The 24,261-nt window shown below is 64.9% G+C and carries 20 protein-coding genes; 8 read left to right on the top strand and 12 right to left on the bottom strand.

Annotated elements, in window-relative coordinates; translation table 11 throughout:
* Together VGL40_04380 and VGL40_04385 are read left to right on the top strand one after the other, a co-directional pair.
* Window positions 1-685: tetratricopeptide repeat protein (locus tag VGL40_04380; protein ID HEY3314502.1), on the top strand; the 685-nt coding region annotated here is incomplete at its 5' end.
* Window positions 682-822: a hypothetical protein gene (locus VGL40_04385; GenBank protein HEY3314503.1), complete on the top strand. Its 141-nt coding sequence runs from the start codon at window positions 682-684 to the stop codon at window positions 820-822. The genes VGL40_04380 and VGL40_04385, both read left to right, overlap by 4 nt.
* 129 nt (window positions 823-951) lie before the next feature.
* Here the strand turns inward: VGL40_04385 and VGL40_04390 are convergent, their stop codons facing one another.
* The 12 genes from VGL40_04390 to VGL40_04445 all read right to left on the bottom strand — a co-directional run bounded on the left by VGL40_04390 (window position 952) and on the right by VGL40_04445 (window position 14,842).
* Window positions 952-2,760: a CTP synthase gene (locus VGL40_04390; protein ID HEY3314504.1), complete on the bottom strand. Its 1,809-nt coding sequence runs from the start codon at window positions 2,758-2,760 to the stop codon at window positions 952-954.
* 155 nt (window positions 2,761-2,915) lie between these two features.
* Window positions 2,916-3,554: an MBL fold metallo-hydrolase gene (locus VGL40_04395; protein HEY3314505.1), complete on the bottom strand. Its 639-nt coding sequence runs from the start codon at window positions 3,552-3,554 to the stop codon at window positions 2,916-2,918.
* On the bottom strand, window positions 3,551-5,002 hold the full coding sequence (locus VGL40_04400; protein HEY3314506.1) for a polysaccharide deacetylase family protein: 1,452 nt from the start codon (window positions 5,000-5,002) through the stop codon (window positions 3,551-3,553). Before VGL40_04400 ends, VGL40_04395 begins: the two co-directional genes overlap by 4 nt.
* Window positions 4,968-5,402: a DNA-directed RNA polymerase subunit delta gene (rpoE, locus tag VGL40_04405; protein ID HEY3314507.1), complete on the bottom strand. Its 435-nt coding sequence runs from the start codon at window positions 5,400-5,402 to the stop codon at window positions 4,968-4,970. Before rpoE ends, VGL40_04400 begins: the two co-directional genes overlap by 35 nt.
* A gap of 178 nt (window positions 5,403-5,580) precedes the next feature.
* Window positions 5,581-6,381 carry an OAM dimerization domain-containing protein gene (locus tag VGL40_04410; protein HEY3314508.1) on the bottom strand — a complete coding sequence of 267 codons (801 nt, stop codon included), beginning with the start codon at window positions 6,379-6,381 and terminating at the stop codon, window positions 5,581-5,583.
* A complete protein-coding gene (locus VGL40_04415; protein HEY3314509.1) occupies window positions 6,378-7,967 on the bottom strand; it encodes a lysine 5,6-aminomutase subunit alpha in 1,590 nt (529 codons plus the stop codon). Before VGL40_04415 ends, VGL40_04410 begins: the two co-directional genes overlap by 4 nt.
* A gap of 105 nt (window positions 7,968-8,072) precedes the next feature.
* Window positions 8,073-9,134 (bottom strand): hypothetical protein, encoded by a 1,062-nt coding sequence (locus VGL40_04420; GenBank protein HEY3314510.1) that lies wholly within the window; start codon window positions 9,132-9,134, stop codon window positions 8,073-8,075.
* The gene (ablA, locus tag VGL40_04425; protein HEY3314511.1) at window positions 9,131-10,483 is read right to left on the bottom strand and encodes a lysine 2,3-aminomutase; all 1,353 of its coding nucleotides are present in this window, start codon (window positions 10,481-10,483) and stop codon (window positions 9,131-9,133) included. Before ablA ends, VGL40_04420 begins: the two co-directional genes overlap by 4 nt.
* 18 nt (window positions 10,484-10,501) lie before the next feature.
* Entirely contained in the window at window positions 10,502-11,566 is a 1,065-nt protein-coding gene (locus VGL40_04430) for an L-erythro-3,5-diaminohexanoate dehydrogenase (GenBank protein HEY3314512.1), read from the bottom strand.
* A 44-nt stretch (window positions 11,567-11,610) separates the two neighbouring features.
* Window positions 11,611-13,326, bottom strand: a complete 1,716-nt coding sequence (gene argS / locus VGL40_04435; protein HEY3314513.1) for an arginine--tRNA ligase — start codon at window positions 13,324-13,326, stop codon at window positions 11,611-11,613.
* Between the two features lie 82 nt (window positions 13,327-13,408).
* A complete protein-coding gene (gene speB / locus VGL40_04440) occupies window positions 13,409-14,320 on the bottom strand; it encodes an agmatinase (protein ID HEY3314514.1) in 912 nt (303 codons plus the stop codon).
* Between the two features lie 63 nt (window positions 14,321-14,383).
* On the bottom strand, window positions 14,384-14,842 hold the full coding sequence (locus tag VGL40_04445) for an arginine decarboxylase, pyruvoyl-dependent (protein ID HEY3314515.1): 459 nt from the start codon (window positions 14,840-14,842) through the stop codon (window positions 14,384-14,386).
* A 517-nt stretch (window positions 14,843-15,359) separates the two neighbouring features.
* Between VGL40_04445 and VGL40_04450 the strand changes: the two genes are divergently transcribed.
* From VGL40_04450 to VGL40_04475, 6 genes are all read left to right on the top strand, one after another.
* Window positions 15,360-15,665, top strand: coding sequence for a MerR family transcriptional regulator (locus VGL40_04450; protein ID HEY3314516.1), 306 nt, complete (start codon window positions 15,360-15,362; stop codon window positions 15,663-15,665).
* 45 nt (window positions 15,666-15,710) lie between these two features.
* A complete protein-coding gene (gene dnaK / locus VGL40_04455) occupies window positions 15,711-17,648 on the top strand; it encodes a molecular chaperone DnaK (protein ID HEY3314517.1) in 1,938 nt (645 codons plus the stop codon).
* 98 nt (window positions 17,649-17,746) lie between these two features.
* Window positions 17,747-18,262: a nucleotide exchange factor GrpE gene (locus tag VGL40_04460; GenBank protein ID HEY3314518.1), complete on the top strand. Its 516-nt coding sequence runs from the start codon at window positions 17,747-17,749 to the stop codon at window positions 18,260-18,262.
* Between the two features lie 46 nt (window positions 18,263-18,308).
* Window positions 18,309-19,352: a DnaJ C-terminal domain-containing protein gene (locus VGL40_04465; protein HEY3314519.1), complete on the top strand. Its 1,044-nt coding sequence runs from the start codon at window positions 18,309-18,311 to the stop codon at window positions 19,350-19,352.
* A 6-nt stretch (window positions 19,353-19,358) separates the two neighbouring features.
* Entirely contained in the window at window positions 19,359-21,977 is a 2,619-nt protein-coding gene (clpB, locus tag VGL40_04470) for an ATP-dependent chaperone ClpB (GenBank protein HEY3314520.1), read from the top strand.
* Between the two features lie 304 nt (window positions 21,978-22,281).
* Window positions 22,282-24,252: a glycosyltransferase family 2 protein gene (locus tag VGL40_04475; GenBank protein HEY3314521.1), complete on the top strand. Its 1,971-nt coding sequence runs from the start codon at window positions 22,282-22,284 to the stop codon at window positions 24,250-24,252.
* Window positions 24,253-24,261: the final 9 nt, after the last annotated feature.

Here is a 24,261-nt window from a genome sequence, read left to right on the forward strand (position 1 = left end):
TCGTTCTTTGAGGAGGGATGACTCCCGGCGAAAGGCACCCTATTGGGGCATCTTGGCTAAAATCTATCGCAATCTATGGGCGCTCAACCAAGCCGACAAATACTATCGGCTTTACCTAAAGCTCTCTATGCAGGAGAATAACGTTCTGCAAGTAGGTTACGGCCATATGGGTCTGGGTCTGAATTACTATCAGCAGGGCGATCAGGAAAAAGCCCTTGACTCTACTGAAAAAGCCCTGTCGATCTTTGAGTCCATGGGGAACGAATCGCTACGGTTCGCTGCCAAGCTCAACATTGCCTGTATCTATAACGCGATGAGCCGTCACGATCTATCCCTGAAGGTCCTGCAGTCAGTCCTAGCTGGGAATCTTCCGGTTGACTCTGCGATCTTGTGTAAGACCTATCAGGAGCTGGCCAAAACTCATTTACGCTTGGGGGCCATCGATGGGTTTTTCCAGGCCCGCGAAAGGGCTGGTGACTATGCTGTCCAATCAAAGAGTCTCGTGGAAATGGGCAGGGTGACCATGCTTGATGCGGAGTGGTTTTGGTCGCAGGGGCAGAACAAGAAAGCCATCCAGAGTCTGCGGAAGGCAATCATGATCTTCCGCAACCATGGGGCGGCTGTCGAACTTCGGCCAGCAGAAAAGCTGCTAATGACTTGGGTGAAAGGAGGGGACAGCGAATGAAGAGCATCCTCAAGAGGCTGGGAGCCGTCTTGGTCCTGGTCGTCTTGGTGTTGACCCTGGTCGCGACCCCTGTTCTCGCCGATCCTGCGAGTGAACCGTGGCCCCCGCGCTGCAACGTTGTCCTCCCGGGCAAGTAGACCAAGGCTAGCTAGCGGTTGAAGCATCAAGCAAGATGGAACGGGACAGCAAAGGAGCGCCACAGAGCGCTCCTTGTTGTTTCCATTACCAGGGCGGCCGGCCCGGGGCGTTCCCCGATGGCCCTCCCCCTACCCCTGCCTGACTTCCTCCATCATCCGCTGGCGCCGGCCGTCCCTCTCGGCCCGGCCATTCCCGCCGCCATTGCCCAGGGCTTCCCGGCCTTCCCCGTTCCCCTGCCCAGCCTTCCACCCTTGCTTCCTGGCCAGGGCGGCCCGGATGAAGTCCCGGAACAGCGGGTGCGGACGATTGGGCCGGGACTTGAACTCCATGTGGAACTGGGTCCCGATGAACCACGGGTGGTCCTTGAGTTCGATAATCTCGACCAGCCGGTCGTCGGGCGAGACTCCGGAGAGGATGAGGCCGGCGTCGCTGAGCGGCCCGCGGTAGTCGTTGTTGAACTCGAAGCGGTGGCGGTGCCGCTCGTTGATCATCAGCTCGCCGTAAGCTTCGTAGGTCTTCGTGCCCGGCTTGATCAGGCACGGGTATTGTCCAAGCCGCATCGTCCCGCCCTTATCGGAGATGTCCTTCTGCTCGGGCATGATATCGATCACCGGGTGCGGGGTGGCCAGGTCGAACTCGGTGCTGTTGGCTCCGTCGAGGCCGGCCACGTGGCGGGCCAACTCGATGACCGCGCACTGCATCCCGAGGCAGATTCCGAGGAAAGGCACCTTGTTCTCGCGGGCGTAGCGAGCCGCGGTGATCTTGCCCTCGATCCCCCGGCCGCCAAAGCCGCCGGGGACCAGGATGCCATCGGCCTCGGCCAGCAACGTCAGGCCGTCGCGCTCGACGGGTCGGCCGCGCTCGCCGTTCCGGGCCCGATCCCCGTTCCGTCCGCGCTCCCCGTCTTGGCCTTGCTCCCCCTCTGGCTCTGGCTCGAGGCTCTCCGAGTCGACCCAGGTGATCTTGACCCGGCAGTCACTGGTAATGCCGGCATGATAGAGGGCTTCGGCCACACTGAGATAGGCGTCGTGGAGGGCGACGTACTTCCCGACGAGGGCGATGCTGACCTCGTGGGTCGGATTCTCGATCTTGGCGACAAGCTGTCGCCACTCGGTCATGTCAGAGTCTTTGGCGTTGAGGCCGAGGCGCCTCACGACCAGATCGTCCAGGCCTTCCTCTTCGAGGAGGAGGGGCACGGAGTAGATCGACGGGGCGTCGACGTTCTCGACGACGGCATCGGCGGCGGTGTCGCAGAAGAGGGCGATCTTTTCCTTGAGATCCTTGGAGAGGGGATGGGACGTCCGGGCGACGATGACGTCTGGCTGGATACCGATGCTCCGGAGCTCCTTCACCGAATGCTGGGTGGGTTTGGTCTTCTGCTCGCCGGAGGCATCAATGAAGGGGACCAAGGTCACGTGGATGTACATGACCCGGTCCCGGCCGATGTTGGTCCTCATCTGGCGGATGGCTTCGAGGTATGGCAGGCTTTCGATGTCGCCGACGGTCCCGCCGATCTCGACGATGACCACGTCGACCTCGGGTTCTCGCCCGACCCTTTGGATCCGGTCCTTGATCTCGTTGGTGATGTGGGGGATGACCTGAACCGTCCCACCAAGAAAATCGCCCCGTCGTTCTTTAGCGATGACGGAGCCGTAGATCTGTCCAGTCGTTATGTTGTTGGACTTGGCGAGGCTGACGTCGATGAACCGTTCATAGTGACCGAGGTCGAGGTCTGTCTCAGCGCCGTCGTCGGTGACGAAGACCTCCCCGTGCTGGAGGGGGCTCATCGTGCCGGGGTCGACGTTGATGTACGGGTCGACTTTCAGGACGCTGACTCTGAGGCCTCGGTTCTTCAGCAGCCTGCCCAGGCTCGCTGCGGTAATGCCCTTGCCGAGGCCGGAGACCACGCCTCCGGTCACAAAGATGAACTTAGTCATCGACAATCCCCCTTCGCCCATCTCATTGTACCGGGTGGCTTAAAAGCGTGTCAAGGGGACAGGCTGTACGTTTCCGGCTCTATTAGGCTGGATGGGTGGCTTCGGCCTCGGCGTTAGGGGGAGGCTCGTCGAGGCGCCGGTCACCGCTCTCCGCCTCAGGCGTAGGCGAGGACGGTGATCTCGGTCTTCAGCGGCAGGTTGCCCGGCAGGACCTCGGTGCTCGGGCCGAGCTTGCGATGAAGCAATCTGGCCGCCTTCAGGAAATCGTCGACGGGGGCCAGCGGGATAGCCAGGACGTCAGTCTTGAAGTGCATCGGGATTACCAGTTTCGGATTCAACTGGTGGACAACCTCGACGGCCTCGGCCCCATCGATGGTGTAGGTCCCGCCGACCGGGATGAGGAGGATGTCAACTCGCCCGATTTCCTCGACCTGTTTTTCCGTCAGGAGGTGGCCGAGATCCCCGAGGTGGACCAGGCGTAGGCCGTCGATCTCGAAGAGGAAGATGAGGTTGGGGCCACGCTTTGCGCCCATCGAAGAGTCGTGAAAGCTTTCGATGCCGGTCACCTTGTGCTTGCCGGTCTTGTGCTCACCGGCGGTCTTGACGATCTTGGGCTTGCCGTCGATGGAACGGACGGAATTGTGGTCGAAATGGTCGTGGCTGACCGTGATGTAATCGGCCGAGACGGTCGGAGGCAGGTAACCGACGGTCTCATTGAAGGGATCGGTGACGATCTTCGTCCCGTCGTCGGCCGTCAGAAGGAAACAGGAATGTCCTAACCAGCGGATCTTCATCTGGTCTCACCTCCACCTTGATTGGCCGAAGCGGCCAGGAGCTCAGACACGGTGACCAGTCGGTAGCCGGCGGCCCGGAGGCCGTCGACAATCGCCGGAAGGGCGGCGATGGTGGCGGCGGGGGCATTGTGGAGCAGGATGATACCCCCGGGCTTGGCCCCCTTGAGAACGCCGCGGATGATGGTCTCCGGCTTCTTGCCGGGTTCATAATCCCCGACGCTGACCGACCAGAGGATTAACTTCTGCCCCGACCCGGCGATTGCCTTCTTACCATCGCGGGTTAGGATCCCGCCGGGGGGCCGGAAGAGCTCGCTGCTCTGACCGGTGACGGCGAAGACCGCCCGGCGGGTCCCCAGGATCTGGGCCCTGACTTCATCGATGTCGCCGATCTGGTTCAGCAGGGTGTGGTCGTAGGTATGGTTCCCGAATTCGAAGCCGTCGGCCACCACCCGCCTGGCCATCGCCGACTGCCAGGCCAGGCTGCGGCCGGTGACGAAGAATGTGGCCGGGGCTTTCTTCTCCTCAAGTATATCCAGAAGCTGCTGGGTTTCCGGGACCAACTCGTCATCGAAGGTCAGGGCGACGAGCTTGTCTTTGATGGCAACGGACTTGAACTCCTCGGGCCGGTCTCCGCCCCTGACCACGAGCACGGGCGCGCCGCTGTTAATCAGGTAGCGGCCGAGGCCGATCGTTGTGAAGCTGACCCCTTTCCGCGAGCAGGCCTGCCCGACCGGGACATAGATGGCACCGCTGCTGTTGTAAGCCTGGATGGGCTGTCCGTCAAAGAGGACCTCCCCCTGCGGCCCCCGGCCGTGAGTGGCCCCGAGGGCCGGGGCGAGGACCCGGATGGACGACAGGACCCGAGGGGTCGGGGTCAGGGCCGACCCGCCGGCCTCGCCGGCCTGCCCGACTCCGGCCGGGAGCTCAACGGACTTCTCGGTCAGCAGGGCGCCGTCCATGTAAACCTGGGTCGGCCGGGCCTCTCTGGGAACGAGCGGCAGCAGAGGGTGCCCGCTGTAGGCGCGGACTTCGCGACGGTCGTGGGTCACTTTGTAGGTCAGCTTGAGCTGCCTGGCCAGGGTCACCAGGTCGGTCATGGCCTGGCCGCCGACGTAACGCACAGCCACCGCCCGGCCGCCGATGCTGACCCGGCCGGAAGCCACGTCCCATTGGGCATAGATCCCGGCCGCCTCGGACAGCGGCCGCAGGGGTACCCGGTAGCGACCAAGGGCCGAGTGGGACTGGCCGATGACGATGTCGTCCACGTACAGGGTGTACGGGCCGAACCCAGGTAGCCGGTGGGTGACCGCCGCCCAGACCCCCAGAGCCAGGGCAACAATGAGAACAAGGCCGTATACTGCCGGCCTCGTTCGTCTCAGGACGATTCTCTTTCTGGCCGGAGAGGTGCGGCGTCTAGGCCTCCCCCTCCGGCTCCTGATCCCACCCATTGTCCTCTTCGCCCTCAATTCTCAGGGCATCGATCTCATCGTGTGGTTCATCGCCGGCCTCGTCGCGGTGATAGGCGTCGTCGCGGCGGGGCCGCAGGCTGGTGATAAGGGGGGTGGCCTTGGTCGGGACTTGTTTCGGAGCCCAGCGGCGCAGTCCCCAAAGACCCTTGCCGAGGTGCTGAAAACGGTTGTCCATGTTGATCTCGGTGTGGATCTCCGCCATCAGCCGGGTCGGGTTCAGACCCCTGGCGGCAAAGGCCGGCGACAGGGTCTTGACCTTGACGACCTCGTCGATGAGGTCCTTGTAGTACATGGGCTGGCCGCTTTGGAGGAGGATGCGGTAAGCCAGTTCTACCGGGCTGGTCTCTGGGTCCAACTCCTTACCCTGTGCGATGGCCATTTAGTTCACCTCTGTGTCCAGGTAAACAAGCCTCCGGGGAAAAAACTCGCTTTCCTATTCGCTTCCCTCCCACTTTTTCCCTTCCTGCCGAACGGGAGTTGTCGAAAGAAATCGATACCCAGCGAGGGGTCGGTTCATTCATCCCCGGACCGGCCGCTTCATTCCACGTCCGACCGGCCTATTCCTTCCTGGCGAGGCCGCGTTTGACGATTTCCTGGGCCAGGTACGAGGCGACCATCGGGGGTAGGGTCCCGGGCCCGAAGCCGGCGTCGTAGCCGAGCTCGACGGCCAGTTCGTGGGTGATCCGGGGGCCTCCGCAGACCAGGATGACCCGGTCGCGCAGGTCCTCCGCCTCGAGGAGTTCGACCAGTTCGGTCAGGTTCTTGACGTGGATGTTCTTCTGGGTCACCGTCTGGGAGACGAGGATGGCGTCGGCCCCCAGCTCGATGGCCTTGGCCACCAGCGTCTCGTTGGGGACCTGGCTGCCCATGTTGACCGCGGCGATCTCCGGGTAACGCTCGAGCCCGTAACTCCCGGCGTAACCCTTCATGTTCATGATCGCGTCCAGGCCCAGCGTGTGGGCATCGGTTCCGGTCGAGGCTCCGACGACGATGACCTTGCGTCCTATCTTGTCCCGGATGAACGAGTTTATCTGGTCGAAATCCATCGTCTCGACCTGGACCTTGGGGACGTCGATCCGCTTCGCGTCGATTCCTAAGGGGAGCTTGCCATAGACTATGAAGAAGGTGAAGCCGTTGGTCAGGTTTTCGGAGTGGACGACCTGAGGTTCTTCGAGGCTCATCCGGCGGGCGATGGCCTTGGCCGCCTCGACGGCCACCTCGCCGGCTTCCAGGGGGAGGGTGAAGCTGACCTGCACGGCCCCGTCGTTCATGGCGTCGCCGTAGGGGCGGAGGTCGGTCAGGTCGACCTTGGCCACCTCGGTCCGGTCGGAGCGGGTCTTCGAGAGGATCGCGGTCATTCGGCCTCACCCCCTTGGAACTGGTCCTGGAGTTCGGCCGGCAGCATCAACCTGGGGAAGGGGTTGAAGTAGTCGGGGCTCTTAGGGACCACTCCGTCGGCCCCTTTCCCGCCGGTCTGCGGCCGCTTGACCCGAGCGAACAGGCCGCGCTCCAAGGCCGTCATCAGGCCGATCTGCTGGATCTCTTCGAGCATGGTCGTGGCCCGCCAGAGGATGTCGGCCGTGTACCGTTGGACCCGGCCGTCCTTCTTGTAATTGATCTCCTCGCCCAGGTGCCGGGCAAAGTTGAAGACGTACTTGGCGTTGTCGATGGCCAGGAATCGGTCGTGGAGGAAGGGGGTGTGGATGGCCTCGGTGAGCATCCCGAGGAGCTGGATGCCCTGGCCGGTGGCCACCGAGACCAGATTAAACATCACGTGCTCGGCGTAGCTCTTGAAGATGTTGCCGGTGATGTGCTTGGTCGGCGGCATGTACTTGAGGAGGCAGTCGGGGAAGATCTGCCGGGTCATCTGGGCCTGGGCCAGCGAATAGAGGAGACCGTCCTCGACCTCCGGGAAGATGGCGAAGACGTGGCCGAGCCCGATCTGCTTCGGCGGCAGCCCAGCCCTCAGGGCGAACTGCTCGTTGATGAACTGAGAGGCCAGGACGGTGTGGGCGGCCTCGACCGGGTCGTCGGTGGTCAGATAGTTGTCCTCGCCGGTGTTGATGACGATGCCGGCAAAGGCGTTGATCATCCGGGAGAAGGACTGATCGATGAAGGTCCGCTTCATGTTGATGTCGCGGAAGAGGATCCCGTACATCGAGTCGTTGAGCATCATGTCCAGCCGCTCGAGGGCCCCCATGGCGGCGATCTCCGGCATGCACAGGCCGGAGGCATAGTTGACCAGCCGCGGGTAACGGTGGACCTCCTCGGCCACCTCGTCGAGGGCCTTCCGCATGATCCGGAAGTTCTCTTGGGTGGCGTAGGTGCCGCCGAAACCGCCGCTGGTCGCATGGTAGGGGACATAGTCGAGGAGGCTCTGGGCGGTGTGCCGGATGACGGCGATGATGTCCGCCCCCTGGCGGACGGCCGCCGTGGCCTGAACGACATCCTCGTAGATGTTCCCGGAGGCGACGATGACGTAGAGGTAGGGCTCGCGGCCCATGCCCAGCCGGTCGACGCAGGCCTCGCGCTCGGCCCGCCGGGCGGCGATCCGGGCTGCGGCCTCTCTGGCCAAGTCCTCAGCCACCTTACGGGCCTCGTCCTCGGCCTTGACCGGCACCTTGCACAGATCGATGGACCCACGGGCCACGGCTTCGGACACTTGTTGGACGTCATAGCCGAAGTAGTGGACCGCGTTTCCAAGCCAGAAGGCGGCACCGCGCCCAAGGCCGCCGTCTTTCTGGATGTTCTCCACGACGACATTGGGGAGGGGGACATCGTCCTCGTCCACCCCGTCGATCCCGAACAGCCGGGCGACGGTCCGTTCGGTGGTCGTCGTCGTGTGGACGGCAATGAATTTTTGGATGTCCGCGGTGATCCGCCGGGCCGCCTTCCGGGCCCTCAGGATGAGGTCTTCATCCAGTTCAAGGAGTACCTCTCCCATCTTGCTCTTGTCCCCTTTCTCTCTAATCTGCCAGGCGCTAAGCAACGACCTCCCACTTCGGGCGTGATGGCCATTCTCCGTCGAGGCCGAGGGCAGGGAAGCCAGCTAGATGCTACCCGGCCGGACGTTGACAGCCTCGCCCAAGACCAAATCGTAGGTTGGCAAGGGAGCGACCGCGGCCCCGACTCGATCGAGGAACTCGCGGGGCTGGTACGAGGGGCCGACGGGGGAATACGGGTTGACCGTGACCGCCAGGAGGTTGATCGGGCTGAGCACCCGGACGCGGCCTCCGGCGGCGACGAACTTCTTCCACCCCCCGTGCTCGACGAAGACCTTGGTCCCGTCGGACACGATCAGCTCGACCTTCGTCAGGAGCTTGGGCCGGTCGGTCAGCTCCTTGACGAGGCTGCCGGGGAGGGCCCCTCCGAAGGCCACCGCCTTGGCCTCTTCGCCGATGGACGCGAGGATGGCCCCGGATTGGTCGAGGGCGGTTTTGATGTCGAGGAACTGTGGTTCGTAACGGTCGTTGATGACCGCGTACTTCCGGGCGTTGATGACTTCCTTGGCCACCTGCTCCAGGCGGGCGTCCCGGGTCCGCTTCAAGTTGAACAGTTCGACGGTGGTCCGGGTGCGGGCGACCGTCTGGGCCATCGACGGGCCGAGGGCGGCCCCGGTGGCCAGAATGGCCGCCTGGGTGATGGCCGGGGCGGCGGTGGCCACCCGGTCGAAGGCCCCGTCCACCAGGACCAACTGGGCCCCGTGACGGCGCATGGTCTGGCAGACCTCATGGAGCTGGTGGGCCGTGTCCGGGCCGACCAGGAGGACGTTGCCTGGTTTGAGGACCCGGAGGATGAGGACCCGGCCGAGCTGGGTCACGAACGGGGTGCCTTCGGCCAGCTCCAGGTCGGCCTGGCTCTGTTCTATCGCGCTGTCGACGGTGGCCACCAGGTTGCCCTGGCCGGCCTTGATGGCCGGCTTGGGCAGGCGGGTGATCTCGTCGACCCGCTCGCCGTCCCGTCCTGATGAGGTCATACCGAGGAAGACCCCGCGCGCGTTGGCCTCGTCGACGAGGCGGTTGAGGGTCACCGTCTTGCCGACGTTCTTGGCCATGCCGACGACGGAGACGGACTGGTAATTCCCCTTGCGGATCAGGTCGATAAGGGTCATTTTCGCTCAGTCCTGCCTTTGGGGCTCTGCTTCTTGGGCCTTCGCTTGAACCGTTCGAGACCCTTGGGCTCAATGCTGAGGGTCTTCATCTGGCCGGTCATCAGGGCGGCCACGCCGGTGGTCCTTTCGTGCTTGGTGTGGCAGAGCGGGCAGATCTCGGCGTGGTCGACCCGGGGTTCGGGCTCGGGGTAGACCGAGATGACCCCTTCGTAGTTGCGGAGGACTACGGCTCCCTCACCTTGGGAGATGAGGTACTGCGGGCCGACGGGGATCTTGCCGCCGCCGCCCGGCGCGTCGACGACGTAGGTCGGGACGGCCAGGCCGCTGGTGTGGCCGCGGAGGGCCTCGATGATCTCGATGCCCTTGGCCACCGGGGTGCGGAAGTGCTCGAGTCCCCAGGAGAGGTCGCACTGGTAGACGTAGTACGGGCGGACCCGCATCCTGACCAGTTCGTGGACGAGCCGCTTCATGACCTCCGGGCAGTCGTTCACCCCACGCAGTAGGACGCTCTGGTTGCCGACGGGGACGCCGGCGTCGACCAACCGCTCGCAGGCGGCGCGGGATTCCGGGGTGACCTCCCGGGGGGTGTTGAAGTGGGTGTTCAACCAGACTGGGTGGTACTTGCGGAGCATCTGGGCGAGGGGCTCGGTGATCCGCATCGGCAGGACCACGGGGGTCCGTGAACCGATCCGGATAATCTCCACGTGTGGGACGGAGCGCAGTTCCTTCAGAATGTATTCGAGCTTGTCTTCCTCATAGACCAGGGCATCCCCGCCGGAAAGGAGGACGTCGCGGACGACCGGGGTCCGGCGGATGTAGGCCAGGCCCGCATCGATCTCCCGCTTGGTCCGGGGTCGGTCGTTGACCCCGGCGAAGCGCCGCCGGGTGCAGTGGCGGCAGTACATCGAGCACTGGTCGGTGATGAGGAAGAGGACCCGATCGGGGTAACGGTGGGTGAGGCCGGGCACCGGGGCGTCGGCGTCCTCGCTCAGCGGGTCCGGGCTCTCCCAGGCGGTGTGCTTCAGCTCGAGAGAGGTTGGGACGGCCTGGCGGCGGATCGGGTCGTCCGGGTCGTTCGGGTCGATCAGGGAGGCGTAGTAGGGGGTGATCGCCATCCGCAGGCTGGCGAGGCAGCTGTGGGCCCCCTCTTCCTCCTCCGGGGTCAGCCTGACGACCTTCTTCAACTGGTCGACCGTGGTGAGGCGATTCCTGATCTGCCAGTGCCAGTCGTTCCAGTCGTCTTTCGAGACTCGGCTCCACAGGGGGATGTCGTGGTAGTCCCGCCTATGGTAAACCTGCGTCGGCCGGGCCGTCGGCAGGGTCCTGTCTTTCCTGGGTTCCTCGGCCATGGGTCCCACTCCTAGCTCCTAGTTGACGAACATCTTCTCGAACATCGCCCGCAGCTTGGGCGACTCCCGCATCAGCTCGAGGGCGATCTCGGCGTGGCCGGCGGTGTAGCCGTTGCCGATGATCATGTTGACGTCCTTGCCGACCCCTTCGGCCCCTAGGGCCGCGGCGGTGAAGCTGGTGGCCATGGAGAAGAAGTAGACCAGCCCGTTGTCGCGGGTGGGCAGGATGGACGACATCTCCGTGCCGGGGATATTGACGCAGTTGATGGTCAGGTCGGCCAGACGCCCGCCGGTGGCCTCGGCGACTTTCTGGAGGATTTCCACGGGCTTGGTGGCGTCCCCGATAAGGGGGACGTCGACGAAGCCGGACTCGACCATCCGATCGTAGCTTGCCTGGCTATGCCCAAGGCCGATGACCTTGCCGGTGACGCCGGCCCGCTTCTTGGCCTCATATAGACAGAGTAGGCCGGACTTGCCCCCCGCGCCGATGACGAAGACGACGTCGCCCGGACGGACCAGCTTGGCCGTTTGGGCCGGGGCCCCGGCCACGTCGAGAACGGCCAGGGACAGCCGGTCCGGGAGGTCCTTGGGGAGCTTGGCGTAGATGCCGCTCTCGAAGAGGATGGCCCTACCCTCAATATCGACCTGATCGGTGTCAAGATTGATCCGCTTGATCCGCTTGATCGTCAGCGGGGTCAGGGACAGAGAGACCAGGGTGGCCAGACGGTCGCCGGGGGCCAGGGCCGGGGCCTTGGTGCCGTCGGCGAACTTGGCCGCCAGGGCCGGCCCGACCTCGGCCACCGTTCCCAACAGCATCCCGCCGGACCCGGTGACCGGGTTCTGCATCTTGCCGCGGTCGGCGACGATCTCCACGATCATCTGGCCCATCTTCTTCTCGTCTCCGCCGCAGGCCTTCTTGATCTGGGTGAAGCTGGCGGCGTCGATGTTGAGGGTCTGGACGTCGATGAGGACCTCGTTGGCCCGGGGCTTTGGCGTGCCGTCGATCTTCTTGGCCGCCTGGGGAAGGGAGCCGGGGGGGTCGATCACTCGGTAGCAGCCAAAGGGGTCAAGGGTAGTGGGCATGTCGTTCCCTCCCTCTGGTCTCGTCGTCTGGTGTGACTTTAGGCCTACATCCGTTCGGGCGCGCTTACCCCCACGAGTCCCAGGGCGTTCCGGAGGACGATCCGGGTGGCGTCGACCAGGACCAGGCGGGCATCGCGGACCTCCGGCTCGGCCCCCAGGACCCGGCAGGAATCATAGAACTTGTGGAACAGGGCGGCCAGGTCCAGCACGTAGCGGGTGAGCCGGTGCGGCTCGCGGGCCAGGGCCGCCCCGGCGATTTCCTCGGGCAGGAAGGCCAGTTTCCGCAGGAGTTCGGACTCACTCGGATCCTGCAGCCTGGTCAGGTCGACCGAGGCGTCGGCCCGCGGGGCGAGCCCCTCCTGAGCGGCCTGCCGGAGCAGGCTGGAGATGCGGGCATGGGCGTATTGGACGTAGAAGACCGGGTTATCGGCCGTCTTCAGCTTGGCCAGGTCAAGGTCGAAGTCCAGGTGGCTGGAGGCCGCCCGCATCAGGAAGAAGAAGCGCGCGGCGTCCGTGCCGACCTCGTCGAGGAGCTCCTCCATGGTCACGAATTCGCCGGCCCGCTTGGACATCTTGACCAGTTGCCCGCCGGAGAGGAGCCGCACCCATTGGACGATCAGGATCTCCAGGGAGCCGGCCGGGTAGCCGAGGGCTTCGATCATGGCCATCATCCGGGCGACGTGGCTCATGTGGTCGGGGCCCCAGAGGTTGATGACCTTGTCGAAGCCCCGCTCGAACTTGTTCTGGTGGTAGGCGATGTCGAGGGCGAAGTAGGTCGGCTCGCCATTGGAACGGACCAGGACCCGATCCTTGTCGTCGCCGAAGGTGGTCGAGCGGAACCAGACCGCCCCATCCTGCTCGTAGGTGTGGCCCCGCCGCCGGAGGGTCTCAATGGCCTTGTCGGTGGCCCCCGTCTCGACCAGACTCTTCTGGGAGAACCAGACGTCGTAGCCCACGCCGTATCGGTCGAGCTGGTCCTTGTGGGTGACGACGATCCGCTCGACGGCGTAGGCGGCCAGTTCCCGCTGGCGAGCCAGTTCATCAGGGTTGGCGAGGAGGCGGTGAGCCTCGGCCTCGCCCCGCCGGCCGAGGAACTCCCTGGCGATGTCGATCACGTACGCGCCGGGATAGCAGCCCTCCGGGAACTCTATGGTCTCTCCGAGGAGTTCCCTCAGCCTGAGCTCAAAGGACTTGCCCAGGGTGTCGACCTGGGTGCCCATGTTGTCGACGTAGTACTCACGCTGGACCTCGTGGCCGGACCGGTCGAGGCAGGCGGCCAGGGCGTCGCCGAAGGCGGCGGCCCGGGCGTTGACCACCACCAGCGGCCCGGTGGGGTTGGCGCTGACGAATTCGACCTGCACCTTGTGGCCGGCCCCGGCCTGGCTGCGCCCGTAGTCCCGGTCCAGCCGGACGATCTCGCGCAGGGCCTCGAAGATCCAATCGGGCCGAAGGTGGAAATTGATGAAGCCGGGGCCGGCGATCTCGGCCCGGTCGATCAGACTGTCCTTGAGATCAATTGCTTCAAGCAAGAAGGTTGCCAACTGGCGCGGGTTCTGCTTGGCCGCCCTGGCCAAGAGCATGGCGGCGTTGGTGGCGTAGTCGCCGTGCTGACGGTCCTTCGGCACTTCGAGGTAGACCGGCGGGATTTCGGCGGCTCCCGCCAGTTTTTCGGCCACGACTCGCTTGGCGGCCGCCTCCAGGCGGGCGACGATGTCGCTCTTGATCCTTTCAGTGAGGGGTGCTCCGGCCGGGTTGGACATCTCTACGATAGCCTCCTCTGTTAGCGACGAAAAGGGCGGGCCGATGGCCCGCCCGCCCGCTTCATCCGGCGACCATGCCGGGCTAACGCCCCAGACAGATGATCGCTTCCCTGATCAGCTTGGCCGCCAGGATGGCCGTCCGCTCGCTCGGGTCGACGGCCGGCGCCACTTCCACGAGGTCCAGGCCGACCACACGGACCTCTCCCCGGCGATGGCTCTCGCGCAAGGCGTAGAAGCTGTCAAAGACCTCCCGCGGGGAGAAACCTCCCGGCTCAGGCGTACCTGTGCCGGGGGCGTAAGCCGGGTCGAAGGCGTCGATGTCGAAGGTCACGTAGAGAGGCCGACCCCGGAACTCACGCAGGGCCGCTTTGACCGACGGCAGGAGACTCTCCCGAAACAGGAGGGTATTCGCCTTGGCGTAGACCAACTCCTCTTTGATCCCGGACCGGATGCCGAACTGAGCGATGGACTTGGGCCGGAGGCGTTCGGCGACCCGTCTCATGACGGTGGCGTGGGACAGGCGCTCGCCGCAGTAGGCTTCGCGCAGGTCGGCGTGGGCGTCGAAATGCAGAACGGCCAGGTCCTGGTACTTGGTGACGACGGCTTCCACGGCCGGCAGGGTGACCAGGTGCTCCCCGCCCAGCATCAGGGGGATGTGGCCGTCCTCGACGAGCCTGACAGCGATCTGTCTGATGACGTCGAGGCAGGCGGTCAGGTTGCCAAGGGGCAGATGGGCGTCGCCGAGGTCGAAAAAGGGGACCTCCGAAAGGTCATGCTCTAGTTCCCAGCTGTAGTCCTCGATCCCCGTCGAGGCCTCGCGGATGCGCCTCGGGCCGAGGTACGCCCCCGGCCGGTAACTCGTGGTGATATCGAGGGGCGCACCGAAGATGACCACCGCCGACCGACGGTAGTCTTCACCGGCCCCCAGGAAACCGTGGGCCCGTTCAATCAGTCCGTTGTAGGCTTCGGTAGTGGTGCCATTGCGATTGGTCATCGATACCACCGCCCAAAGGTGGAGATATTCTGCGTCAAGGGGCCCCCGGTTATGCCTTTCGCGTCAATACCAGAGGGCCACCCCGGCGAAGGCGCAGCCGCAGCGTTCCACCTTGTGCTCGGCGGCTCGGATGATCACTCGGGCCAAGGGCATCTGTCGGACCTGGAAGGCCTCTTCAACCATGGCCTTGACGGCGGCCTCGGCGGCCTCTTTGTGGCAATGGCCGGAGAACTCCATGATCGCGCCGAAGGTGTCGGCCGACAGGCCGACGCCGATGGCGGCGGAGATCACTTCCCCGGGCTTCTCCGAGGCGATCGTCCCGAACGCCGTGGGGACCAGCGAACCGGGGGCGATCGTGAGGCTCTCGACCTCGCGAGCCCCGGGGGGCAGGATGCTGGACACCCTGAGCAGGTTGAGGTTACCGATACCAGCCTTCAGGATGGCGTTATCAAAGGCGTTCAACTCGGTGCCGCCCTCGGAGGAAGCGGCAACGACAGTGAATTTAACGGGGGTTGGCAGCAAGCTCTTCTCCGGCCTCCTTGTGGTCATGGGTCCGGGGTCTAGACCCATGGGTCTGGGCTGTGGCAATTATACCAGACCCATCCGGAATTGTGAACCATCTCGAGCCTGGGAAGGCCAGAACAAGGCCGGTGCGAGGGCCGCACCGGCCAGAGCGGACGACGAGTCCCGGCGGCCCTAGAGATTGGCGTAGTAGAGGGTGACCGACAGGATCATCGTCACGACCAGGATACCGACGACGATGGCGGCCAGGAGACGGCGATGCCGGAACATGCTTTCCCTCCGAGACTGGCCCGGCGCGGGCCGGAGTAACGACGGCTTCATCTTACCACGGCCGGCCCGGCAAGGAAAGCGCATATCAGCTCCCGGAGGCGCAGATGACTAGCTAGAGCCCCGGGCCAAGATATCTTCATCTCAACTGATAGATTTTCTGTCAGACAGCGGGAGGTGTTCTATTGACAATTTCCCAAGGCTTTTCTATAATTCAAGCTGGATACCACCCGATGGAGAGTGATCCCCGGTGAGACTGCACGGACCGAATGAGCCGGTCTACACCATCGGCGTCGCCGCCAAGCTGCTCAATGTGAATCCTCAGGTGTTGAGGATGATCGAGCGGGCGGGGCTGGTGGAGCCGGCCCGGACGGATAAGAAGACCCGACTCTACTCGGAGAACGACCTTCTGCTCCTGCAGAGGATTTGCTACCTCACCCGGGTGGAACGGGTCAACCTGGCCGGGGTACGAACCATCCTGCGGATGGAGACCCAGACCACGATCGTCCGGCGGATCATCCCGCTCGGTCCGGGCAGCGAGGATGAAGATGAGTAAGAGGCGCCGAAGTTCGAACAAAGACTAGGCACGAGGAGGTAGACAATGGGTAAGGTTGTGGGAATCGACCTGGGGACGACCAACTCGGTCATCGCCGTCATGGAAGGCGGCCAACCCAAGGTGATCATCAATTCCGAAGGCAGTCGGCTGACGCCGTCGGTCGTCGGCTTCACCAAGACCGGTGAGCGTCTCGTCGGGCAGTTGGCCCGTCGTCAGGCCGCGGTCAACCCGGAGAACACCGTGTTCTCGATCAAGCGCTTCATGGGCCGCCGTTTCGACGAGGTCACCGAGGAGCGTCGGCGCGTCCCCTATACGGTCAAGGCCGGTCACGCGAGCGAGGTCCGGGTGGCCGTCCCGGTGGCCGGGAAGGAACTCACCCCGGAAGAGATCTCGGCGATGATCCTGACCAAGATGAAGGAAGACGCCGAGAAGTACCTCGGTGAGAAGATCACCCAGGCGGTCATCACCGTCCCCGCCTACTTCAACGACTCGCAGCGCCAGGCGACCAAGGACGCCGGCCGCATCGCCGGCCTTGAGGTGCTCCGAATCATCAACGAGCCCACCGCCGCGGCTCTGGCCTACGGGATGGAGAAGAAGGCCAACGAGACCATCCTCGTCTGGGACCTCGGCGGCGGCACCTTCGACGTCTCGGTCCTCGAGGTCGGGGAGGGGGTCTTCGAGGTCAAGTCGACCTCCGGCGATACCCACCTGGGCGGCGACGACTATGACGAGCGGATCGTCAACTACGTGGCCGAGAACTTCCAGAAAGAGAACGGCATCGACCTGCGCAAGGACCGTCAGGCCCTGCAGCGGCTGATCGAGTCGGCCGAGAAGGCCAAGATCGAGCTGTCCCAGGTCTTTGAGACCACCATCAGCCTGCCCTTCATCACCGCCGACCAGAACGGCCCGAAGCACCTCGAGCAGAAGATCACCCGGGCCAAGTTCGAGGAGGTCACCGCCGACCTCACCGAGCGGACGATCAAACCCTTCCGTCAGGCCATTCAGGACGCCAAGCTGAGTGAGTCGGACCTCGACGAGATCATCCTCGTCGGCGGGGCCACCCGCATGCCGGTCATCCAAGAGTTGGTCCGCAAGCTGACCGGCAAGGAGCCGCACCGCGGGGTGAACCCGGACGAGGTCGTCGGCGTCGGCGCCGCCATCCAGGCCGGCGTGCTGGCCGGCGAGGTCAAGGACATCGTCCTCCTCGACGTCACCCCCCTGACCCTGGGCATCGAGACCCTCGGCGGGGTGATGACCAAGCTCATCGAGAGGAACACGACCATCCCCACCCGGAAGAGCGAGATCTTCACCACCGCGGCCGACGGCCAGACCAGCGTGGAGATCCACGTCCTGCAGGGCGAGCGGGAGTTCGCCCGGGACAACCGGACCCTTGGCCGCTTCCACCTGGCCGGCATCCCGCCGGCTCCGCGGGGGATCCCCCAGATCGAAGTGGCCTTCGACATCGACGCCAATGGTATCCTCAACGTCACCGCCAAGGACCTCGGCACTCAGAAGGAGCAGAAGATCACCATCACCGCCTCGACCCAGCTGTCCAAGGACGAGGTCAACAAGATGGTCGACGAGGCCAAGAAGTACGCCGGCGAGGATGCCAAGCGGAAGGAAGAGGTCGAACTCAAGAACCGCGCCGACAGCCTGATCTACGCCACCGAGAAGAATCTGAAGGACATCGGGGACCGCCTCTCACCCACCGACAAGCAGGCCATCGAATCGGCCCTCAATGAGCTCAAGGAAGCGGTCAAGGACGGCGGCACCGAGCGCATCAAGTCGGCCCAGGACCGGTTGCAGCAGGCGTCCCACAAGATGGCCGAGGAGCTTTACAAGAAGACCTCAACGACCGGCACAGGCGGGCCCGGTGGCCCGAGCGGCGCCGGCGCCCCGGGGGCCGAGCCGAACGACAAGGCCGCCGGACCGCAGGGCGACGTGATCGACGCCGAGTTCAAGACGAAGGAAGATAAGGGCTGAGGGTCGAGCAAAGACCCATCCGGGGTCTATCGAGACTCCACCGAGGGCGAGGGGCGCGTTCGTTCCTCGCCTTCCGTCTGGAGCGGAGGTGCTTATAGTTGGCTTCTCAAGAAGAGAAGGCGGACCGGCCGGAGGCCGGGCCGGACCTCGAAGCTGAGCTGAAGAAGGCCCAAGCAGAGGCGACCGAGAATTACGACCGCTTCCTGCGGGCCCGGGCCGAACTGGACAACTACCAGAAGCGGGTGCAGCGTGACCTGGCGGCGACCATCCGCCGCGGCAAGAAGGATCTGCTCCTGAACGTCCTGGACGTGATCGACAACCTCGACCGGGCCCTGGAGACCTGGCGTGAAGAGGGCACGGCGGCCGCTGACCCGCACTTGGCGGGGATCGAGATGATCCACCGCCAGCTCATGTCGGCCCTGTCGGCGGAAGGGGTCGCCCCCATCGAGGCCAAGGGGGTTCCCTTCGACCCGACCGTCCACGACGCCGTAGCCGCCTGGGAGAAGGACGGCATCAACACGGAGATCGTCACCGACGAGATTCGGCGAGGGTACACCTACGAAGGCGAGGTCCTCCGGCCGGCCAGGGTCCGGGTGGCCAAGCCGAGGGCCTGACGGGCGAATAATGGGCCGGGGATAGGCCGCGGCCGGAGGTCGGCTCATGGAATACAAGGATTACTACGCCATCTTGGGCGTCGACAGGAAGGCCGCGGACAAGGAGATCAAGTCGGCCTACCGCCGGCTGGCCCGCAAATTCCACCCGGACGTCAACCCGAACGACCGGGAAGCGACCGAGAAGTTCAAGGAGATCAACGAGGCCTATCAGGTCCTCTCGGACCCGGCCAAGCGGTCGCGCTACGACCAGCTCGGGCCGGACTGGGAGAAGACCTTTCGGGCCGGGGGTTTCGGTCAGGGGGCCGGACCTGGGAGGCCTGGCGGTCCGGGTGGCTTCGGCCCCGGCTTCCCCGGGGGCTTCCGCAACGTGCGGGTCGAGTGGGCCAACGCCGGCGAGTCCGGGGACTTCTCGGACTTCTTCCGAACCGTCTTCGGCGATATCGGCGGGGTCTCAGACCTGGGCGGCCTGGGGGACCTCCTGGGCGGAGGGGCGCGGGCGGCCGGGCGCAAGGCGCGGCGCCCGCGGGCGACCTGGCGCGGTCCGGGGCCTGCCGGCGAGCAGCCCGGCTTCGCCGCCAACGATGTCGAGCATCCCCTGGAGATATCCCTCGAGGAGGCCTTCTTCGGCGGTCAGCGGGCGCTCCAGATCGAGACCGGCGAGGGTGGGACCCCCCGCCGCCTGGAGGTGAAGATCCCGGCCGGCATCCGCGAAGGCCAGAGACTTCGCGTGGCCGGACAGGGGGTCGGCGGTGGCGACCTGTATCTGACCATCCGCTACCAACCGCATCCCATCTTCCAGGCCAAGGGCGACAACCTCGAGACCGAGGCCGCGGTCGACCTTTATCAGGCGCTTCTCGGCGCCGACGTGGAGGTCCTGACCATGCGGGGCAAGGCGAGCATGAAGATACCCCCGGAAACCCAACCCGGACAGGTTTTTCGCCTGCGCGGCCAGGGCCTGCCGGCCTCCGGCGCGCACCCGGTCGGGGACGAACTCGTCCGCGTGCGGGTTGTCCTGCCGACCGGGCTCGAGGACAAGGCCAAAGACCTCGTCAAAGAGATGGCCCAGGTTCATCCATATACACCGAGGTGATCAGGCGTGCGTCTGGATCGATTCACGGTCAAGTCCCAAGAGGCCCTACAGGCGGCCCAGCAGTTGGTCTCCGAGACCAACCAGCAGGAGATCACGCCTGAGCATATCCTCCTTGTCCTGCTCGGCCAGGAGGAGGGGGCCGTCCGTCCGATCCTGCAGAAGTTGGGGGTCAACCTGCCGGCCCTGGAGCGCCAGCTGAAAGCCGAGCTCGAGAAGACCCCCAAGATTTACGGGGCCGGCCAAGGGCAGGCCTACCTGTCGCCGAAGGCCATCCAGGTCCTCGATGCGGCCACCAAGGAAGCCGAGCGGCTGAAGGACGAGTATGTCAGCACCGAGCACATCCTCCTGGGCATCGCCGCCGAAGGGTCGGGCGACGCGTCGCGCGCCCTCAAGGCGGCGGGCGCCGACCGCGGCGCCATCTACCGGGCGATGGTCGACGTGCGGGGGACCCAGCGGGTCACCGACCAGGACCCCGAGCAGAAGTATCAGGCCCTGGCCAAATACAGCCGCGACCTGACCGACCTGGCCCGCAAGCAGAAGCTCGACCCGGTCATCGGCCGGGACGATGAGATTCGGCGGGTGATCCAGGTCCTCTCGAGACGGACCAAGAACAACCCGGTCCTAATCGGCGAGCCGGGGGTCGGCAAGACGGCCATCGTCGAAGGCCTGGCCCAGCGGATCATCGCCGGCGACGTGCCGGAGACGCTCAAGGGCAAGCGGGTCGTGGCCCTCGACCTCGGCGCCCTGGTCGCCGGGTCGAAGTATCGCGGCGAATTCGAGGACCGGCTGAAAGCCGTCCTCAAGGAGATCGAGGCCGCCCAGGGAGAGATCGTCCTGTTCATCGACGAACTCCATACCCTGGTCGGCGCCGGCGCGGCGGAAGGGGCCATCGACGCCTCGAACATGTTGAAGCCGGCCCTGGCCCGCGGCGAGCTGCGGGCGGTTGGGGCGACGACCCTTGACGAATACCGCAAGCACATCGAGAAGGACGCCGCCCTCGAGCGGCGCTTCCAGCCGATCTACGTCGGCGAGCCGTCAGTCGAGGACACCATCGCCATCCTCCGGGGGATCAAAGACCGCTATGAGGTCCACCACGGGGTGAAAATCAAGGACTCGGCCCTCGTAGCCGCGGCGGGGCTATCGAACCGCTATATCAGCGACCGCTTCCTTCCCGACAAGGCCGTCGACCTGATCGACGAGGCGGCTTCGCGCCTCCGCATCGAGATCGAGTCGATGCCCAGCGAGGTCGATGAAGTCCAGCGGCACCTGACTCAGCTCGAGATCGAGCGCCAGGCCTTGGCCAAGGAGCCCGAGTCGGACAGGTCGGCCCGCGACCGTCTGGCCAAGATCGAAAAGGAGATGGCCGACCTCCGCGAACGGCTCAGCGGCCTCCGGGCCCAATGGGAGAACGAGCGGGGGGCCATCGAGAAGCTGCGCGACCTGAAGAAGCGGATCGAAGAGGCCAAGGGTCAGGAGCAGGAGGCCGAGCGCCGAGGCGATCTGGGCAAGGCGGCCGAGCTTCGCTACGGGACGATTCTTCAGCTTCAGAAGGACCTTGACCAGGCCAGTGCCGAGCTTGGCCAGGGGGCGACCGGGGCGGCCGGCGGCAAGAAGCGGCGGATGCTCAAGGAAGAGGTCGATGAGGAAGACGTGGCCGAGGTCGTCGCTAAGTGGACCGGGATCCCGGTCGCCCGGATGATGGAGGGCGAGGTCCAGAAGCTGGTCAAGATGGAGGAGCGCTTGGGGCGCCGGGTGGTCGGACAGGATCAGGCCCTCAAGGCCGTGGCCAACGCCGTCCGCCGGGCCCGGGCCGGGCTTTCCGACCCGAACCGGCCGATTGGGTCATTCCTCTTCCTCGGCCCGACCGGTGTCGGCAAGACCGAGCTGGCCCGGGCCCTGGCCGAATTCCTCTTCGACGACGAGCGGGCGATGATTCGCATCGACATGAGCGAGTACCAGGAGCGGCACACGGTGGCCCGCCTGATCGGGGCTCCCCCCGGATACGTCGGCTACGACGAGGGTGGGCAGTTGACCGAGGCGGTCCGGCGACGGCCATACTCAGTGGTCCTCTTCGACGAGATCGAGAAGGCCCACTCGGAGGTATTCAACCTCCTCCTGCAATTGCTGGACGACGGGCGACTGACCGACGGCCACGGCCGGACCGTGGATTTCAAGAACGTCGTCGTCATCATGACCTCGAACCTGGGCGGGCAGTCCATCAGCGAGCTCGCCGGGACGAACGAGGACGAGATGCGTCGGCGGGTGATGGAAGTCCTGCGGCAGGCCTTCCGCCCCGAGTTCCTCAACCGCATCGACGAGGTCGTCGTCTTCAACACCCTCGGTCGGGAGCAGATCAAGAGAATCGTCGACATCCAGGTCGCCCACCTGCAGAGGCGCCTGGCCGACAAGGGTATCGGGATCGAGCTGACCGACAAGGCCCGCGAGCACCTGGCGTTGATCGGGTTCGATCCGGTCTACGGGGCCAGGCCGTTGAAACGGGCCATCCGGCGCGAGGTCCAGGATGCCCTGGCCCTGCAGATGCTGGAAGGAAAGTTCGGCGAGGGGGCCAAGGTCGTCGTCGATTTCGACGCGGCCGCAAGCGAGTTGACTTTCAAGAAAGCCTGAAGCCCATCGGCGCATCCGGGGCCGACTGCCCCATCCGGGGTTGACGTAGCCCCAAGACTGGGCTATAATCCGCGTTGTAGTGGTGAAGCCTGGCCCCTTCGGGGCCAAGGCTTCCGTCTTTTTGTGGGGGCAATTTTGAAAATAGTCCACCAAGCCCCAACTGAGGCAACTGCCGTCCAGGGGGCCTCGGCCCAAGCAACTTAAGCTGCGGTCCAGGGAATAATAGAGGCCACATCCTATCACTACTAGAACGGCCCTCTTGTCTCGGTCTTGGACGTTCACCGACGAAAGCGAGGCAACCCGGTTGAATTCCTCCCAAGTCATTTACCTTGTCGCCGTAGGCATTTACTTCGTCTTCTTCCTCCTCTTCGCGAGGTTCTTTTTTTGGAAGAGGTACGCCGACAACCACTACTGGCGCCGCCGCCCCTCCTTGAGTCAGGATAGCATCGCCGCCCTCGCCCACAAGCAGGGGACCCAGGTCCCCTTCATTTCCGTTTTCGTTCCCGCTCGGAGCGAGGCCGATGTCATCGCCAAGACCTTCGACCACATGGTCAGCCTGGACTACCCGAAGGACAAGTACGAAGTGGTCATCGTGACCGATGAGAAAGAGACGATGGCCCGTGAGAAGAAGCGCCCGGCCGTCGCCGAGCACGCGGCCGAAATCCTAAGCCGCCCGCGGACCTCGGGCAAGACCGTCGGTCCCGAGGCCACCCGGGTGATCATCTCCGTGCTCACCCACTTCGCCCTGGCCGACCAGCGGCGGTTGCCCGGCCCCTATGTCGAACTGCTCGACTCAGCCGGCCTCACGGAGCTCCCACGGGAGGGCCAGGAAGCCATCCTGCGCGAGGTCGCCGAGCTCCTCTATGGCGGGAAAGGCCGGACCGACCTGGGTCGCCTCTATCGGATCTTGCGTCGCAACGTGGCCGAGCTCAGCGACACCGACGTGCGCCGGGTCTACCCCTATTACTTGGCCCTGGCCATCCCGGTGGTGGCCGCCCTGTGCCGGATGCGCGGGGACGGCAACGGTCGGATCGTCCAGGTGATGATCGCCCGGACCGCTCATGCCCACCACAAGGTCACCCGGAAGATCCTGACCTCGATGACGGCCATGGTCAGCGCCCGAGTCCTGACCGGGCTGGAGACGGCCAAGCGCCGCGGCCAGTTGGCGTCCCTTCTCCTCCGGCACTACGACCTCTGCTATCCGACCACCCAGGACATCGTCGAAGCCAGGCAGCGCCGCTACCAACAGGCCGGCAACGTCCCGGCCATCAAGCACGTGGTCGTCCCCTACGACTTCGACGGGATCATGTTTGGCCAGTGCACCGGTCATCCGGTGCCCTCGACCAAGGGCCGGGCCCTCAACTACGCCCTGCCGCTGGTCGACAAGCGGGCGACGATGTGCGGCTTCTACGACGCTGAGAGCCGGCCCGACAGGCTGGTCCTGCTCTACGTGGCCTGGCGGCGCCTGCACTCTGGTGCCGAGCTCAAGATCCTCCAGGGTCCGGTGTTCCAGGTCCGCAACTTCTATGACATGAGCCCGTTCTGCAAGATCGCCGCGCTCTATCAAGCCATCGCGCACGACTGGTACATGCCGTCGCTCTTCCGACGGCTGCCATTCGTCGGCGGGACCAACCTCTTCGTCGACCGGCTGATGCTCGAGCGGATGGGCGGGTACGACAAGACGTCCCTCACCGAGGACCTGGAACTCGGAGCCCGGGCCTACCTGCAATCGGGGGCTTGGCCTGAGTACCTGCCCTACTCCTCAAGCGAGCAAACCCCGCCGACGGTGAGGGGTTTCTTCCGCCAGCGCCTGCGCTGGGGCACCGGGCACCTGCAGGTGATGGACAAGATCCGCGAGGACAAACGCTACCCGGCCGACCGGAAGCGGGTCATTCTCAAGGAGCTCTTCATCAAGGGACAGGTCGAGTGGACGATCTACCAAGCGGCCACCTTCGTCCCGCCGGTCGTCCTAATCCTCTGGTGGACCGGGCACGTCGACCCAAACATCCTGCCCGAGTTCGTCCGGTGGATCCTCAACGCCCTGAGCCTCATGTACATCACCTTCACCATCTACGCCTACTACCGCTACTCGCCATACCTCGACATGACCTCCCGGCCGATCTCGACCCTCGGCCGGTGGGGAGTCATCTCGCAGCTCTTCGTCCTTCCCTTGGCCGCCTTCCTCTTCCCCGTTCCCTACAGCAGCGCCCTCGTCCTCAAGGGTCTCAACATGCAACCGAAGAACTGGGTGAAGACGCCGCGAACGCGGGAATAGAAGCGCCGG

It is taken from the genome of Bacillota bacterium (assembly GCA_036504675.1).
In the GTDB taxonomy this organism is placed as follows: Bacteria; Bacillota; Sulfobacillia; order JAJYWN01; family JAJZPE01; genus DASXUT01.

Excerpts from the sequence above, each read along its gene's own strand:
- VGL40_04400 (HEY3314506.1), bottom strand. The coding sequence starts at position 5,002 with ATGGGTGGGATCAGGAGCCGGAGGGGGAGGCCTAGACGCCGCACCTCT.
- VGL40_04465 (HEY3314519.1), top strand. The coding sequence starts at position 18,309 with ATGGAATACAAGGATTACTACGCCATCTTGGGCGTCGACAGGAAGGCC.
- VGL40_04420 (HEY3314510.1), bottom strand. The coding sequence starts at position 9,134 with ATGACCCTTATCGACCTGATCCGCAAGGGGAATTACCAGTCCGTCTCC.
- VGL40_04390 (HEY3314504.1), bottom strand. The coding sequence starts at position 2,760 with ATGACTAAGTTCATCTTTGTGACCGGAGGCGTGGTCTCCGGCCTCGGC.
- rpoE (HEY3314507.1), bottom strand. The coding sequence starts at position 5,402 with ATGGCCATCGCACAGGGTAAGGAGTTGGACCCAGAGACCAGCCCGGTA.
- VGL40_04410 (HEY3314508.1), bottom strand. The coding sequence starts at position 6,381 with ATGACCGCGATCCTCTCGAAGACCCGCTCCGACCGGACCGAGGTGGCC.
- VGL40_04415 (HEY3314509.1), bottom strand. The coding sequence starts at position 7,967 with ATGGGAGAGGTACTCCTTGAACTGGATGAAGACCTCATCCTGAGGGCC.
- ablA (HEY3314511.1), bottom strand. The coding sequence starts at position 10,483 with ATGGCCGAGGAACCCAGGAAAGACAGGACCCTGCCGACGGCCCGGCCG.
- VGL40_04430 (HEY3314512.1), bottom strand. The coding sequence starts at position 11,566 with ATGCCCACTACCCTTGACCCCTTTGGCTGCTACCGAGTGATCGACCCC.
- VGL40_04395 (HEY3314505.1), bottom strand. The coding sequence starts at position 3,554 with ATGAAGATCCGCTGGTTAGGACATTCCTGTTTCCTTCTGACGGCCGAC.
- argS (HEY3314513.1), bottom strand. The coding sequence starts at position 13,326 with ATGTCCAACCCGGCCGGAGCACCCCTCACTGAAAGGATCAAGAGCGAC.
- VGL40_04385 (HEY3314503.1), top strand. The coding sequence starts at position 682 with ATGAAGAGCATCCTCAAGAGGCTGGGAGCCGTCTTGGTCCTGGTCGTC.
- speB (HEY3314514.1), bottom strand. The coding sequence starts at position 14,320 with ATGACCAATCGCAATGGCACCACTACCGAAGCCTACAACGGACTGATT.
- dnaK (HEY3314517.1), top strand. The coding sequence starts at position 15,711 with ATGGGTAAGGTTGTGGGAATCGACCTGGGGACGACCAACTCGGTCATC.